This is a genomic window from Stenotrophomonas sp. MMGLT7 (assembly GCF_021168555.1).
Lineage (GTDB): Bacteria > Pseudomonadota > Gammaproteobacteria > Xanthomonadales > Xanthomonadaceae > MMGLT7.
The window spans coordinates 342327-357473 of the sequence record NZ_JAJOZS010000001.1 but is presented as its reverse complement, the minus strand read 5'-3'; the positions used below and the strand labels follow the sequence as shown (position 1 = coordinate 357473).

Annotated in this window: 11 protein-coding genes; 7 read left to right on the top strand and 4 right to left on the bottom strand. The window is 70.3% G+C overall.

Features of this window, described 5'->3' with window-relative positions:
- Positions 1 to 421: 421 nt before the first annotated feature.
- Positions 422 to 2341: a molecular chaperone HtpG gene (gene htpG / locus LRX76_RS01710; RefSeq protein WP_231801199.1), complete on the bottom strand. Its 1920-nt coding sequence runs from the start codon at positions 2339 to 2341 to the stop codon at positions 422 to 424.
- A gap of 218 nt (positions 2342 to 2559) precedes the next feature.
- Between htpG and rsmD the strand changes: the two genes are divergently transcribed.
- Positions 2560 to 3138 (top strand): 16S rRNA (guanine(966)-N(2))-methyltransferase RsmD, encoded by a 579-nt coding sequence (gene rsmD, locus LRX76_RS01705; protein ID WP_231801197.1) that lies wholly within the window; start codon positions 2560 to 2562, stop codon positions 3136 to 3138.
- A 260-nt stretch (positions 3139 to 3398) separates the two neighbouring features.
- Here the strand turns inward: rsmD and LRX76_RS01700 are convergent, their stop codons facing one another.
- Complete coding sequence (locus tag LRX76_RS01700; protein ID WP_231801182.1) at positions 3399 to 3674, bottom strand: polyhydroxyalkanoic acid system family protein; 276 nt, start codon at positions 3672 to 3674, stop codon at positions 3399 to 3401.
- Between the two features lie 114 nt (positions 3675 to 3788).
- On the opposite strand from LRX76_RS01700, the gene LRX76_RS01695 reads away from it, so the two are divergent.
- The 4 genes from LRX76_RS01695 (at position 3789) to aroA (ending at position 8436) form a co-directional block, all read left to right on the top strand.
- On the top strand, positions 3789 to 4595 hold the full coding sequence (locus LRX76_RS01695) for an FHA domain-containing protein (protein WP_231801180.1): 807 nt from the start codon (positions 3789 to 3791) through the stop codon (positions 4593 to 4595).
- Positions 4596 to 4695: 100 nt separating this feature from the next.
- Positions 4696 to 5781: a phosphoserine transaminase gene (gene serC / locus LRX76_RS01690; RefSeq protein ID WP_231801176.1), complete on the top strand. Its 1086-nt coding sequence runs from the start codon at positions 4696 to 4698 to the stop codon at positions 5779 to 5781.
- 86 nt (positions 5782 to 5867) lie between these two features.
- Positions 5868 to 7019: a prephenate dehydratase gene (pheA, locus tag LRX76_RS01685; protein ID WP_231801174.1), complete on the top strand. Its 1152-nt coding sequence runs from the start codon at positions 5868 to 5870 to the stop codon at positions 7017 to 7019.
- 106 nt (positions 7020 to 7125) lie between these two features.
- Positions 7126 to 8436, top strand: coding sequence for a 3-phosphoshikimate 1-carboxyvinyltransferase (gene aroA / locus LRX76_RS01680; RefSeq protein ID WP_231801172.1), 1311 nt, complete (start codon positions 7126 to 7128; stop codon positions 8434 to 8436).
- 150 nt (positions 8437 to 8586) lie between these two features.
- Here aroA and LRX76_RS01675 read toward each other — a convergent pair whose 3' ends face one another.
- Positions 8587 to 9066, bottom strand: coding sequence for an Lrp/AsnC ligand binding domain-containing protein (locus LRX76_RS01675; RefSeq protein ID WP_231801170.1), 480 nt, complete (start codon positions 9064 to 9066; stop codon positions 8587 to 8589).
- Positions 9067 to 9159: 93 nt separating this feature from the next.
- Between LRX76_RS01675 and LRX76_RS01670 the strand changes: the two genes are divergently transcribed.
- Positions 9160 to 12111 (top strand): L-glutamate gamma-semialdehyde dehydrogenase, encoded by a 2952-nt coding sequence (locus LRX76_RS01670; RefSeq protein ID WP_231801158.1) that lies wholly within the window; start codon positions 9160 to 9162, stop codon positions 12109 to 12111.
- 146 nt (positions 12112 to 12257) lie between these two features.
- Here the strand turns inward: LRX76_RS01670 and serA are convergent, their stop codons facing one another.
- The gene (serA, locus tag LRX76_RS01665; RefSeq protein ID WP_231801156.1) at positions 12258 to 13499 is read right to left on the bottom strand and encodes a phosphoglycerate dehydrogenase; all 1242 of its coding nucleotides are present in this window, start codon (positions 13497 to 13499) and stop codon (positions 12258 to 12260) included.
- Positions 13500 to 13719: 220 nt separating this feature from the next.
- Between serA and LRX76_RS01660 the strand changes: the two genes are divergently transcribed.
- Positions 13720 to 15105, top strand: a complete 1386-nt coding sequence (locus LRX76_RS01660; protein ID WP_231801154.1) for an FAD-binding oxidoreductase — start codon at positions 13720 to 13722, stop codon at positions 15103 to 15105.
- The last annotated feature ends 42 nt before the right edge of the window (positions 15106 to 15147 follow it).

Here is a 15147-nt window from a genome sequence, read left to right as displayed (position 1 = left end):
CTTCGAGGGCAGGTTACCGAGCAGGTAGGGCGCGCGGCGGTGATCTAGATCAATTGTTATCGGAGGATGAGCAGCCGGGCATTCGTTCGGGATCGTCCGGGCACGCCTGTAATTCCTTTTGGATTCAGTTGTTTGGCTCAATTTCCCTTCTCCCGCTTGCGGGGGGAAGGTGGCGCGCAGCGCCGGATGGGGGCTTTTGCTTTTTTGCTTTCCCATGCTCCAGGCAACCCCCATCCGCCCTTCGGGCACCTTCCCCCGCAAGCGGGAGAAGGGAGCCGCAAGCGGGGGAAGGGGGCTGCCTGTCTCCTTCTGATCTTGTGGACAGACAGGCGAGGCAGCGGGTGCAACGCCGGTACAACGCAAGAGCCCGGGCGACGGGCCCGGGCTCTTGCGATCTCGACTGCGGTTCTGGCCCGGGGGCTCAGGCCGACAGCTCCAGCAGCAGCTTGTTGAGCCGCTTCACGTAGCCGGCCGGGTCCTTGAGGCTGTCGCCGGCGGCCAGCGCGGCCTGGTCGAACAGCACCCGCGCCAGTTCCTCGAAGCGGCCGCCGTCGGCCTCGGCGTCGAGCTTCTCGATCAGCGGGTGGGTCGGGTTGAACTCGAACACCGGCTTGCTGTCGGGCACCTTCTGCCCGCTGGCTTCCAGGATCTGCCGCATCTGCACGCCCAGGTCGCCCTGGCCGATGGCCAGGATCGCCGGCGAGTCGGTCAGGCGGTGCGACACGCGCACCTCGGACACCTCGTCGCCGAGCACCGCCTTGATGCGGCTGGCCAGGGCCTCCTTGGCCTTGGCGGTCTCCTCCTGCGCCTTCTTGTCCTCTTCCGAGTCCAGCTTGCCCAGGTCCAGGTCGCCGCGGGCGACGTCGACGAAGCCCTTGCCGTCGAACTCGGTCAGGTAGCCCATCAGCCACTCGTCGATGCGGTCGGTCAGCAGCAGCACTTCGATGCCCTTCTTGCGGAACACCTCCAGGTGCGGGCTGTCCTTGATCTGCGCGTAGCTCTCGCCGGTCAGGTAGTAGATCTTGTCCTGGCCTTCCTGCATCCGGCCCACGTAGTCGGCCAGCGCCACGTCCTGCGCACCGTCGCTGCCGTGGGTGGAGGCGAAGCGCAGCAAGCCGGCGATCTTCTCGCGGTTTGCGTAGTCCTCGGCCGGGCCTTCCTTCAGCACCTGGCCGAAGTTGCCCCAGAACGTGGCGTAGTCCTCGGGCTTGTCCTTGGCCAGCTTCTCCAGCATGTCCAGCGAGCGCCGGGTCAGCGCCGACTTCATCGAGTCGATCACCGGGCCGGACTGCAGGATCTCGCGCGAGACGTTGAGCGACAGGTCGGCCGAATCCACCACGCCCTTGACGAAGCGCAGGTACAGCGGCAGGAACTGGTCGGCCTGGTCCATGATGAAGACCCGCTGCACGTACAGTTTCAGGCCGCGCGCGGCCTCGCGCTGGTACAGGTCGAACGGCGCGCGCGCCGGCACGAACAGCAGCGAGGTGTACTCCAGCTTGCCCTCGACCTTGTTGTGGCTCCACGCCAGCGGGTTGCCGAAGTCGTGGGCGATGTGCTTGTAGAACTCCTGGTATTCCTCGTCCTTGATCTCGGCCTTGGGCCGGGTCCACAGCGCGCTGGCGCGGTTGACGGCTTCCCATTCCGGCTCGGCGGGCGTGTCCGCGCCTTTCTCGGGCTTGGTCTCGCCGTGCTGCTCCTTGGGCATCTCGATCGGCAGCGCGATGTGGTCGGAGTACTTCTTGACGATGCCGCGCAGCTTCCAGCCGTCGGCGAAGTCCTGCTCGCCGTCCTTGAGGTGCAGCACGATGCGGGTGCCGCGCTGCGGCTTGTCCACGGTCTCGACCTCGAACTCGCCCTCGCCGCGGCTGGACCAGTGCACGCCCTGGTCGGCCGGCAGCCCGGCGCGGCGGCTGTATACGTCCACCTGGTCGGCGACGATGAAGGCGCTGTAGAAGCCGACGCCGAACTGGCCGATCAGGTGCGAGTCCTTCTTCTGGTCGCCGGACAGGTGGGCCAGGAAGTCGGCGGTGCCGGACTTGGCGATGGTGCCGAGGTGGGCGACGGCCTCCTCGCGGCTCATGCCGATGCCGTTGTCGTCGATGCTGACGGTGTGGGCGTCCTTGTCGAACTCGATGCGGATGCGCAGCTCGCTGTCGTTCTCCAGCAGCTCGGGCTTGACCAGCGCCTCGAAGCGCAGCTTGTCGGCCGCGTCGGCGGCATTGGAGACCAGCTCGCGCAGGAAGATCTCCTTGTTCGAGTACAGCGAGTGGATCATCAGCTGCAGCAGCTGCTTCACCTCGGTCTGGAATCCAAGGGTCTGTTTCTGGGTTTCCACAGTCATCGTCGGCGTGCTCCGTGATTTGAAAGGCCGCGAGTCGCTTCGCGGCGCTGGCTCCGGGGTGTGGGCAGCGGCCGGCCATTTCAAGCCGCGGCGGTGCGGCGGCGGGGCATTCGCGGCGGCGGGCTATCATTCCGCCCCTTCCAGACCGTCGTTGCCCGCATGCCCGTCCTGTCTCCCCGCAACCTCCACCCGGCGCGCGCCCGCCGCGGGCGCCGCGCATGAAGCGGCCGTCGCGGCCGCCCGCCGCGCCGGCCTCGGGCCAGGTGCGCATCATCGGCGGGCGCTGGCGCAACACCCGGCTGCCGGTCGCCGACCTGGCGGGGCTGCGGCCGACCGGGGACCGCGTGCGCGAGACCCTGTTCAACTGGCTGATGCCGAAGCTGCCGGGGGCCAGGGTGCTCGACCTGTTCGCCGGCAGCGGCGTACTGGGACTGGAGGCGGTATCGCGCGGCGCCGCCAGCGCGGTGCTGGTGGAGCGCGACCCTGGCCAGGCGGCGCGACTGCGCGAGGCGGTGGGCAGGCTGGATGCCGCCACCCTGATCGAGGTGGTACAGGGCGATGCACTGGCCTGGCTGGCCGGCGTGCCCGCTGCCGGCTTCGACATCGCCTTCCTCGACCCGCCGTTCGCCGCCGGCCTGCTGCCCGCGACGCTGCCGGCCCTGGCGCCGCGGCTGGCGCCGGGCGCCTGGGTCTACGTCGAGGCACCGGAGGAGCCGGCCGCACTGCCGGCGGGCTGGACGCCTCACCGCCAGGGCCGCACCCGCGAGACCTGCTACACGCTGTATCGCACTTCTTAGGCCGGTCTCCAGCGGCCGCCGTGCACGGGGCGGCCCGATCCGGCATCGGGCGGGGCAGGGCGGCCTGGCCCGCCCCCTGAGTCGCCGGCCGCCGCGATGAGTGCCATAGGGCGGACCCGAGTCCGCCACCGCACGCCGCCGCGGATCCTGCGCTGCACTGGCAGCATCGTCCCGGGACCGGGCATGGCGGGCCACCGCGATCGCAGGTATGCGGTCCCGGCCTTGCCCGGGCAGGATCGCTGCGCCGGGCGCCGCCTGCCTCAGCCCAGCTTGTCGGCCAGCACGCGGCGGATCTCGCTCTCGACCGTGCCCTTCATCGCCGACAGCAGGAAGCCCAGCTCGGCGGTGACGCGCACCTGCTTGGGCAGCAGCTCGATCGCCCCGTCCACGCCGGTGCGCTCGAACCGCAGGTTGTCGCCTTCCCAGTGCGATTCGATGCCGAAGCGCTCCTTCAGCGTGTCGGCGGCCTGCTGCATCGCCTTGCGCGCCTGTGCGGGCGTCTTGTCGTGCGGGTGGACGATATCGATGCTGGACATGCGCGGGTTTCCTGGCGGTTGCGGCTGGGCGTGCATTGTCCCCATCCGCCGCGGCGATACCAAGCCCGTCGCGGCGATCTTCTGCACACGCGGCCAACCTGCTAGGCTCGCCGCGTGCGCGAATTGCAAATCCACTTCAGTAACCGGCAGCAGCCGGACCGTTCCCTGCAACCCGGATTGCACCGGATCACCCGCCACGCCACCGGCGTGGTGAGGCTGGGCGAGGAAGCCCCGGGGGCCTTGCTGCTTGCGCAGTTCTGCCTGGACCAGCGCGGCCTGTGGCTGCAGGTGGCCAACGGCAGCCGCGGCATCCACGTCAACGGCCGCCCGGTCCGGCGCATGGCGCTGCTGCGCGCCGGCGACGCGGTCTACGCCGACGGGGTGGAGATGGTGATCCGCAGCGCCTGCACCCCGGTGGAGCGCATGCCCGACGCGGACGAGGCGGCCAACGACGGCACGATCCACACCCTGCTGCGCGGCCTGGGCGGGCTGCACCACGGCCGCAGCTTCACCCTGGACCGGCCGCGCATCGTCGGTCGCGGCCGCGAGGCCGACATCCGCGTCGACGATCCGTCCTTCGCCGAGCGCCATGCGCGGCTGGAGTGCCATGGCGAGCGCGTGCTGCTGCGCGACCTGGGCTCGGCCGAGGGCAGCCTGGTCAACGGCGTGCCGGTACGCGACTGCTGGCTGCAGCCCGGCGACCAGGTGGTGTTCGACGCCCAGCGCTTCGTGCTGGAAGTCCCGCTGGTGCCGCACGATGCCGCCGCGGACGCGGGTGCGGCGCCGGCGGTCGCCACCGAGCCGGACCCGGCCCCGCGCCAGGAGATCGCGGCCACGGCCCGGCGCTGGCCGTGGCTGCTGCTGAGCGCGCTGCTGCTGGCGGCGGCGATCAGCGGCCTGCTGTGGTTCGGCGCGCGCTGAGCGGCGCATGCGGCCGTGCAGACGGCATCGATGCATCTGCAACCAATGCCATGCCTGGTGCGCTGCGGCATACTAGGCGTCTTGTCCAGAGTGGTGCGACATGACACGCGCTTTCAATTTCAGTGCCGGTCCGGCGGCACTGCCCGAGCCGGTACTGCGCCAGGCGCAGGCCGAGATGCTGGAATGGCACGGAGTCGGCGCCTCGGTCGTCGAGATCAGCCACCGCAGCGCCGACTTCGTCGAGATGGCCGCGCAGATCGAGGCCGACCTGCGCACGCTGATCGGCATCCCCGACGACTACGCCGTCCTGTTCCTCGGTGGCGGCGCCACCACGCAGATGGCGCTGCAGCCGCTCAACTTCGCCGCGCCCGGGCAGGCGGTGGACTTCGTGGTCAGCGGCCACTGGAGCAAGATCGCGATCAAGCAGGCCCGGCCCTACGTGGACGTGCGCGTGGCCGCCGACGGCGAGTCCGGCGGCTTCCGCGACCTGCCGCCGCGCGCGCAGTGGCAACTCTCGGCCGATGCCGCCTACGTGCACATCACCGCCAACGAGACCATCCACGGCGTCGAGTATCCGGATGCGCCGGACGTCGGCCAGGTGCCGCTGTTCGCCGATTTCAGCTCGTCCATCGCCTCGCGGCCGATCGACGTGTCGCGCTACGGGGTGATCTATGCCGGCGCGCAGAAGAACCTGGGCCCGGTCGGCATCACCGTGGTGATCGTGCGCCGCGACCTGCTCGAACGCGCCGGCCAGCCGCGCGCGGACATCTTCACCTACGCCTCGCACGCCGCGCGCGACTCGATGCTCAACACGCCGCCGACCTGGAACTGGTACGTGCTCGGGCTGACGGTGAAGTGGATGCTGGGCGAGGGCGGGGTGGAGGAGTTCGCCCGTCGCAACGCGGCCAAGTCGCGGCTGCTGTACACGGCCATCGACGGCTCCGGCGGCTTCTACCGCAACGAGGTGGCGCCGGTGGCACGCTCGCGGATGAACATCCCGTTCTTCCTGCCCAGCGCCGAGCTCGACGGGCTGTTCGTGGCCGAGTCCAAGGCCGCCGGGCTGCTGGCGCTGAAGGGCCACAAGGCCATCGGCGGCATCCGCGCCTCGCTGTACAACGCGGTGCCGCTGGAGGCGGCGCAGGCGCTGGTGGCGTTCATGGACGATTTCCGCAGGCGCCACGGCTGAGCCGGGTCCGCCGTCACGCGGCCGGCCGCGACAGGCACCGTAGCGCGATCGACGCAGGCAGAAACACAGCAAGGAACAGATGACACATGGCCGCAAAGCCGGGTAAACCCAAAGCGCCGCCCAGTGCCGGCAAAGCCAAGCGCAAGGCCGCCGCGCCGGCGCCGCAGCTGTCCGACGTGCGCGCCAAGATCGACGAGATCGACCGCACCATCCAGGCGCTGATCGCCGAGCGTGCGCGCTTCGCCCACCAGGTCGGCAAGGCCAAGGGCAAGCTGGCCGCGGCGGTGGATTACTACCGTCCCGAGCGCGAGGCGCAGGTGCTGCGCATGGTGGTGGACCGCAACGAGGGCCCGCTCAGCGACGAAGTGCTGGTGCACGTGTACCGCGAGATCATGTCCGCCTGCCTGGCGCAGCAGGAGCCGCTGAAGATCGGCTACCTCGGCCCGGAGGGCACCTTCAGCCAGCAGGCGGTGCTCAAGCACTTCGGCCGCTCGGCGCTGGGCGTGCCGATGGCCACGATCGAGGAGGTGTTCCAGGAGGTCGAGAGCGGCAACGCCGACTTCGGCGTGGTGCCGGTGGAGAACTCCGGCCAGGGCACCATCCAGATCACCCTGGACATGTTCCTGACCTCCAACCTGAAGATCTGCGGCGAAGTGGAGCTGCAGGTGCAGCAGTACCTGATGTCGCGCAGCGGCCGCATCGACGACATCGAGCGCATCTACGCCCACCCGCAGTCGTTCATGCAGACCGCTGGCTGGCTGCGCGGCAACCTGCCCAAGGTCGAGAAGATCCCGGTGTCGAGCAATGCCGAGGGCGCCCGCCGCGCCCGCAATGCCGACGACGCGGCGGCGATCGGCGGCGAGAGCGCGGTCCATGCCTATGGCCTGAAGAAGGTCATCATGAGCCCGATCCAGGACGACAAGGACAACACCACCCGCTTCCTGGTGGTGGGCCGCAACATCTTCCCGCCGTCCGGCCACGACCGCACCTCGGTGCTGGTGTTCATCCACGACAAGCCCGGCGCGCTGTTCGACGTGCTCAGCCCGTTCGCGCGCCATGGCATCAGCATGAACCGCATCGAGTCGCGGCCCTCGCACCAGGCCAAGTGGGAGTACGCCTTCTTCATCGACCTGTCCGGCCACGTCGAGGACGAGGAGATGAAGCGGGCGCTGGCCGAGCTGGAGGCGCATTCGGCGCAGATCAAGGTGCTGGGCTCCTATCCCGTCGCCATCCCGTGACCCCATCCTTCCCCGCCTGCGGGGGAGGTGCGCGAAGGACGGAGGGGGCGTTCGCCCCCGAGGCAGCACCCTCCCGCCGGGAGCGCGACACCCGCAAGAGAACGCAATGACAAGCACGCAGTACTGGATCGCAAGCAAGGGCAGGGCGCTGCACGGCAACCTGGACATTCCCGGGGACAAGTCGGTCTCGCACCGGTCGGTGATGTTCGCCGCGCTGGCCGACGGCGTCTCCCGCATCAGCGGTTTCCTCGAGGGCGAGGACACCCGCGCCACCGCGGCAATCCTGTCCCAGCTCGGCGTGCGCATCGAGACCCCGAGCCCGTCGCGGCGCATCGTCCACGGCGTCGGCCTGGACGGGCTCAGGCCGGCGTCCGGCGCGCTGGACTGCGGCAACGCCGGCACCGGCATGCGACTGATGGCCGGCATCCTGGCGGCGCAGGCGTTCGACACGGTGCTGGTCGGCGATGCCTCGCTGACGCGGCGGCCGATGCGCCGGGTCACCGAGCCGCTGGCGCAGATGGGCGCGCGCATCGATACCGCCGACAACGGCACCCCGCCGCTGCGCATCCACGGCGGCCAGGCGCTGCACGGCATCGACTACGCCTCGCCGGTGGCCAGCGCGCAGGTCAAGTCGGCGGTGCTGCTGGCCGGGCTGTACGCCAGCGGCCAGACCTCGGTGAGCGAGCCGCACCCCACCCGCGACTACACCGAGCGCATGCTCTCGGCCTTCGGCGTGAGCGTGGAGTTCTACCCTGGCTACGCGCGCCTGCGCGGCGGGCAGCGGCTGCGCCCGGCCGACATCGAGGTGCCGGCCGACTTCTCCTCGGCGGCGTTCATGATCGTGGCCGCCTGCGTGGTCCCGGGGTCGGAACTGAAGCTGAGCAAGATCGGCCTCAACCCGCGCCGCACCGGCCTGCTGGCCGCATTGCGGCTGATGGGCGCGGACATCACCGAGTCCAACCACAGCGAGCAGGGCGGCGAGCCGGTCGCCGACCTGACGGTGCGCCATTCGCCGCTGCGCGGCGCGCGCATCCCCGAGGAAGTGGTGCCGGACATGATCGACGAGTTCCCGGCGCTGTTCGTGGCCGCCGCCGCCGCCCAGGGCCAGACCGTGGTGCGCGGCGCCGCCGAGCTACGGGTGAAGGAATCCGACCGCCTGGCGGCCATGGCCAGCGGCCTGCGCACGCTCGGCGTGCAGGTGGACGAGGCGCCGGATGGCGCGGTCATCCACGGCGGCCCGCTCGGCGGCGGCAGCATCGACAGCCACGGCGACCACCGCATCGCCATGGCGTTCGCGGTGGCCGGCCAGCTGGCCACCGCACCGGTGCGCATCGACGACGTGGCCAACGTCGCCACCTCGTTCCCGGGATTCGACGCGCTGGCGCGCGGCGCCGGCTTCGCGCTGGAATCGCACTGAGCCCCGATTGGCCCAGACGCAGGGAAAGCCCGGCAAACCGTAGGAGCGACTTCAGTCGCGATGGGGCTTTCTCGGTACAGCCCCATCGCGACTGAAGTCGCTCCTACGGGCAAGGCGCGAGCAAGGCGCGAGCGCTGGGCCGGGCGCCGCTCACACCCCGAGATGGATGTCGGCGCTGTTCTTGATCTCCTCCATCACCGCGTAGGTGCGCGTCTCGCGCACGCCCGGCAGCTGCCACAGCACGCGCCCGGCCACGCGCCGGTAGTCCTCCATGTCGGCCACGCGCAGCTTGAGCAGGTAGTCGAAGCCGCCGGCTACCAGGTGGCATTCCATCACCTCCGGCTGGTCCTTCACCGCGGCCTTGAACTGCTCGAAGATGTTGGGCGTGGTGCGGTCCAGCAGGATCTCCACGAACACCAGCATCGAGGCACCGAGCTTGTGCGGGTCCAGCCGCGCGCGGTAGCCGAGGATGTAGCCCTCGCTGGTCAGCCGCCGCACCCGCTCCAGGGTGGCGGTGGGCGAGAGATGCACCAGTTCGGCCAGCCTGACATTGGTGATGCGCCCGTCCTTCTGCAGCAGGGCGAGGATTCTTCGGTCGGTGCGATCAAGCTCGGGCGGCGGGAGATTCATCCACCAATGATAGGGCTTTCAATGGAGGAAAATCCCGCTTGATACAGATCAAGATGCGGGATCTCCAGTCATCGTCAACATAGGTGGTCAGATATGCGGTTGCCCAGTCCGTACCGGCCGGAAGCCGAGGTGCTCGAATCGTTGCTGCAGCGCCTGCAGGGCCTGGACTGGGATGCCGCCAGCGGCGATGCGGTCGGCTGGATCGAGCGCGTGCGCGGCGCCAAGCCGTCGTCGTGGGCGATGGAGAGCCTGCTGCGCGAGTTCCCGCTGTCCACCGCCGAGGGCCTGGCGCTGATGCGGCTGGCCGAGGCGCTGCTACGCGTGCCCGACGCCGAGACCGCGATGACGCTCACCGCCGACCAGCTTGGCCGCGCCGACTTCTCCGGGGCCTCGCAGTCGTGGCTGGCCACGCTGTCCACCCAGGCCATCGGCCTGTCCAAGAAGATGCTCGGCGAGGATGGCCAGAAGAGCGGCTTCTTCGCCCGCATGGGCGCCAAGGCGGTGGTCGCCGCGACCGTTCGCGCGGTGCAGCTGATGGGCCGCCAGTTCGTCATGGGCGAGACCCTGGAGGAGGCGCTGGACGATGCCCGCAAGCAGCGCAAGGGCCGCGCCGGCCTGCGCTTTTCCTACGACATGCTGGGTGAGGGCGCGCGTACCGAGGCCGACGCGCTGGCGTACATGCGCAAGTACCACCACGCCATCGCCACCCTGGCCGCCGCGCGCGGTCCCGGCGCGCCGGTGGAGGAGGTGGACGGCATCTCGATCAAGCTCTCGGCCATCGATGCGCGCTACGAGGCCGCCCAGCGCGAACACGTGATGGAGGTGCTGGTGCCGCGGGTACTGGAACTGGCGCAGGCCGCGGCCACGGCCGATCTCAACCTGACCATCGACGCGGAGGAGAGCGAGCGGCTGGAGATCTCGCTGGACGTGTTCGAGGCGGTGGCGCGGCAGCTGGCCGCCAGCCATCCGCGCTGGCAGGGCTTCGGCCTGGCGATCCAGGCCTACCAGACCCGCAACCTGCAGACGGTCGAGGAGATCGTGCGCATCGCCCGCGCGCTGGGCATGCGCTTCATGGTGAGGCTGGTCAAGGGCGCCTACTGGGACTACGAGATCAAGCGCGCGCAGGAACTGGGCCTGCCGGCGTTCCCGGTGTTCACCCACAAGCACCACACCGACGCCTCGTACCTGGCCTGCGCCAAGGCGATGCTGGCGGTGCCCGACGCGATCTATCCGCAGTTCGCCGGCCACAACGCCGGCACCATCGCCGCGGTGCTGGCGATGGCGCGCCAGGCCGGGGTGCCGTTCGAGCTGCAGCGCCTGCACGGCATGGGCGAGGCGGTGCACGCGCAGGCGCATGCGCAGTACCCGGACGTGGGCCTGCGCGTGTATGCGCCGGTCGGCCCGCACAAGGACCTGCTGGCCTACCTGGTGCGCCGCCTGCTGGAGAACGGCGCCAATTCCTCGTTCGTGCACCAGCTGGCCGACGAGGCCATCCCGCCGCGCGAGCTGGTGCTCTCGCCGCTTTGGTGTGAGCCGGAGAGCGCGGTGACGCTGCCGCTGGACATCCTTGGCGGCCGCCGCAACACCGCCGGCACCGACCCGGCCTGCGAGGCCATGGCCGATGCGCTGCTGGGCGCCTATGAACAGGTGCAGCTGCCGGTGCCGGCCGTCACTGCCGGATCGGCCATCGACGGCATCGTGCAGACGCTAGCGGCGGGACGGAAGCGCTGGAACGCCGAGCCGGTCCAGGTCCGCGCCGCGGCGCTGGAGAAGGCCGCCGACGCGCTGGAACGCGACCTGGCGCAGTGGTGCGCGCGGATCGTGCGCGAAGGCCGCCGCACCTGGGGCGACGCCGTGTCCGAGGTGCGCGAGGCCGCCGACTTCTGCCGTTACTACGCGCAGCAGGCGCGCACGCTGATGGCGCCGCAGCTGCTGCCGGGCGTCACCGGCGAGCGCAACACCTATGCGCTGGGCGGGCGCGGCGTGTGGGCCTGCATCTCGCCGTGGAACTTCCCGCTGGCGATCTTCACCGGGCAGGTGGTGGCGGCGCTGGTCACCGGCAATGCGGTGGCGGCCAAGCCGGCCGAGCAGACCCCGGGCGTGGCCGCGGCGATGATCGCGCTGCTGCACGAGTGCGGGGTGCCGCAGGACGTGCTGGCCGGCGTCTACGGCGACGGCGAGAGCGTGGGCGCGGCGCTGGTGGCGCATCCGCGCATCGCCGGCGTGGCCTTCACCGGCTCGACCGCGGTGGCCAAGGGCATCGCCCGCGCGCTGGCGGCCAAGGACGGCCCGATCGTGCCGCTGATCGCCGAGACCGGCGGGCTGAACGCGATGATCGTCGACTCCACCGCGCTGCCCGAGCAGGTGGTCGACGCGGTGGTGCAGAGCAGCTTCCGCAGCGCCGGCCAGCGCTGTTCGGCGCTGCGCGTGCTGTGCGTGCAGGAGGACATCGCCGACGGCGTGCTGGAGATGCTGGCCGGCGCCATCGGCCTGCTGCAGGTGGGCGATCCGGCGCAGCTGAGCAGCGACCTGGGCCCGGTGATCGACGCCGACGCCGCGGCGACGCTGCGCCGGCAGGTCGGCGAGCTGGAACGGCGTGCACGGCTGGTCGCGCGTGCGCCGTTGCCGGCCGGCGCCCATGCCGACGCCATCGCCCCGGTGGCCTTCGAGATCGACAGCCTGGAGCAGGTGCGCGAGGAGATCTTCGGACCGGTGCTGCAGGTGCTGCGCTGGTCCGGCAGCGTCGAGGCACTGGTCGAGCGGATCAACGCGCTCGGCTACGGCCTGACCCTGGGCGTGCAGACCCGCATCGACACCCGTGCGCAGGCGATCGCCGAGCGCGCCGAGGTCGGCAACGTCTACGTCAACCGCAACATGGTCGGCGCGGTGGTCGGGGTGCAGCCGTTCGGAGGCGAGGGCCTGTCCGGCACCGGTCCCAAGGCCGGCGGCCCGAACTACCTGCCGCGCTTCTGCAGCGAGTACAGCGTCAGCGTCAACACCACCGCCGCCGGCGGCGACGTCGACCTGTTGATGCGCGGCGGTTGAGGCGGCGGGCGCCGGCATAGGTAAGCGCGGCAATGCCGCCAACAATGCCGGCAACCTGTAGGAGCGGCTTCAGCCGCGATGCTCCTGGCGTTTCGCGACCGGGGCCGGAAGGCATCGCGGCTGAAGCCGCTCCTACGGGGCGTGGGTCAGTACAGCACGCGGGTCCGCAGCGTGCCGGGCACCGTGGCCATGGCCGCGCGCAGCTCGGCCACCTGTTCCTCCGAGGCGGTCACGTCGATCACCACGTAGCCCAGCTTGGGGTCGGTGCGCAGGAACTGGCCGTTGATGTTGACCTGCTGCTGCGAAAAGATCTCGTTGATGCGCGAGAGCACGCCGGGCACGTTGCGGTGGATGTGCAGGATGCGGCGGCTGCCCTCGTGCTCGGGCAGGGTGACCTCGGGGAAGTTGACCGCCGACAGGGTGCTGCCGTTGTCGCTGTAGCGCACCAGCTTGGCCGCCACCTCCACGCCGATGTTCTCCTGCGCCTCCAGCGTGGAGCCGCCGATGTGCGGGGTCAGGATCACGTTGTCGTGGGCGGTGAGCGGGGAGACGAAGACGTCGCCGTTGCCCTTGGGCTCGACCGGGAACACGTCGATCGCCGCGCCGCCGATGTGCCCGGACGTCAGCGCCGCGTCCAGCGCGTCGATGTCGATCACGCTGCCGCGCGAGGCGTTGATCAGGTGCGCGCCCGGCTTGGCCCGGGCCAGCTCGGCGGCGCCGATCATGTTCCTTGTGGCCGGGGTTTCCGGCACGTGCAGGGTGATCACGTCCGAGCGCGCCAGCAGCTCGTCCAGGCCGGGGGCCGGCGCGGCATTGCCCAGCGCCAGCTTGGTCTCGATGTCGTGGTAGATGACCTGCATGCCCAGCGACTCGGCCAGCACCCCGACCTGGGTGCCGATGTGGCCGTAGCCGATGATGCCCAGGGTCTTGCCGCGCACCTCGTGGCTGCCCTCGGCCGACTTGGACCAGCCGCCGCGGTGGCACTGCGCGCTCTTCTGCGGGATGCCGCGCACCAGCATCACGGCCTCGGCGACGACCAGCTCGGCCACGCTGCGGGTGTTGGAGTAGGGCGCGTTGAACACCGGGATGCCGGCCTGCTCGGCCGCATCCAGGTCGACCTGGTTGGTGCCGATGCAGAAGCAGCCCACCGCTATCAGGCGCTTGGCGTGCGCCAGCACCTCGGCCGAAAGCTGCGTGCGCGAGCGGATGCCGACGATGTGCGCGTCGGCGATGCGGGCGATCAGTTCGTCCTCGGGCAGCGACTTGGCGTGCAGCTCGATCTGCGAGTAGCCGGCGGCGCGGAAGGTTTCGACGGCGGACGGGCTGACGCCCTCCAGCAGCAGCACACGGATGTCCTGCTTCGGGAACGAGGTCTTCTTGGTGGTCATGTGGAGTCGGTAGCGATGGGAGAATCGGCTGCGGCCACCATCCCCGGGGCGCGGATGCCGGCTGCACGCGCCAGGCATGCCGGCGCGGAAGGTCTGCAAGTATCGCGCCTGGGCGGCGGCGTGGCGACTGCGGTTGCAGATGAATCCATCGGCTGGACGCCATCGGGCATCGCTGGCACGCTGGCGCCCCGCACCCCGACTGCTTCCCCGGCCACGCCCCATGACCGATCCGCGCCTGCAAGCCCTGTCCGCCGCCGTGCCGTCCTTGCGGCTGAAATCCGATCCGGCCGACCTGGAGCACTACGGCCGCGACTGGACCCGGCGCTGGACCCCGGCGCCGCTGGCGATCGCGCTGCCGGCCAGCGTCGAGGAAGTGCAGGCCGCGGTGCGCTGGGCCAACGCCAACGACGTGGCGATCGTGCCCTCCGGCGGCCGTACCGGGCTGTCCGGCGGCGCGGTGGCCGCCAACGGCGAGCTGGTGCTGAGCCTGGAGCGGATGAACAAGGCGCTGGCATTCGATGCCGTGGACCGCACGTTGACGGTGCAGGCCGGGATGGCGCTGGAGGCCGTGCACGACGCCGCGCTGGAGCACGGGCTGATCTACCCGGTGGATTTCGCCGCGCGCGGCTCGTGCTCGATCGGCGGCAACATTGCCACCAATGCCGGCGGCATCCGCGTGATCCGCTACGGCACCACCCGCGACTGGATCGCCGGGCTCAAGGTGGTCACCGGCGCCGGCGAACTGCTGGAACTCAACAATGCCCTGGTCAAGAACTCCAGCGGCTACGACCTGCGCCAGCTGATGATCGGCTCCGAAGGCACCCTGGGCATCGTCGTGGAGGCCACGCTCAAGCTCGCCGACCCGCCGCCGCCGAGCAACGTGATGCTGCTGGCGCTGCCCTCGTTCGAAGTGCTGATGCAGGTGTTCGCCGCGTTCCGCTCGCGGCTGCGGCTGGAGGCGTTCGAGTTCCTCACCGACCGCGCCATCGCCCATGTGCTGGCGCACGGCGCGCAACAGCCGTTCGACACGGTCCATCCCTACTACGTGGTCACCGAGTTCGCCAATGACGCGGCCGGCGAGACGGCGGCGCTGGCCGCGTTCGAGCACTGCATGGAGCAGGGCTGGGTCAGCGACGGGGTGATCAGCCACAGCGATGCGCAGGCCGCGCAGCTGTGGCGCCTGCGCGAGGGCATCACCGAGTCGGTGGCGCGCTACGTGCCGTACAAGAACGACATCTCGGTGCGCATCTCGGCGATGCCGGCGTTCCTGCAGGAGACCGAGGCGCTGCTGGGGCAGGCCTACCCGCATTTCGACGTGGTCTGGTTCGGCCACATCGGCGACGGCAACCTGCACATCAACGTACTCAAGCCGCAGGACATGGCGCAGGACGAGTTCGTGCACCAGTGCGAGCACGTCACCAAGCTGCTGGCGCAGGTGCTGGAGAAGTACCGCGGCAGCATCTCCGCCGAGCACGGCATCGGCCTGGTCAAGAAGCCGTACCTGTCGTGCACCCGCAGCGCGGCCGAGATCGCGCTGATGCAGGGCATCAAGCGGGTGTTCGATCCCAAGGGCCTGCTGAACCCCGGCAAGCTGCTGGATCCGTGAGCAATGAATCGCTAACAATCCCCCGCTAGCCTTGGTCAAGTT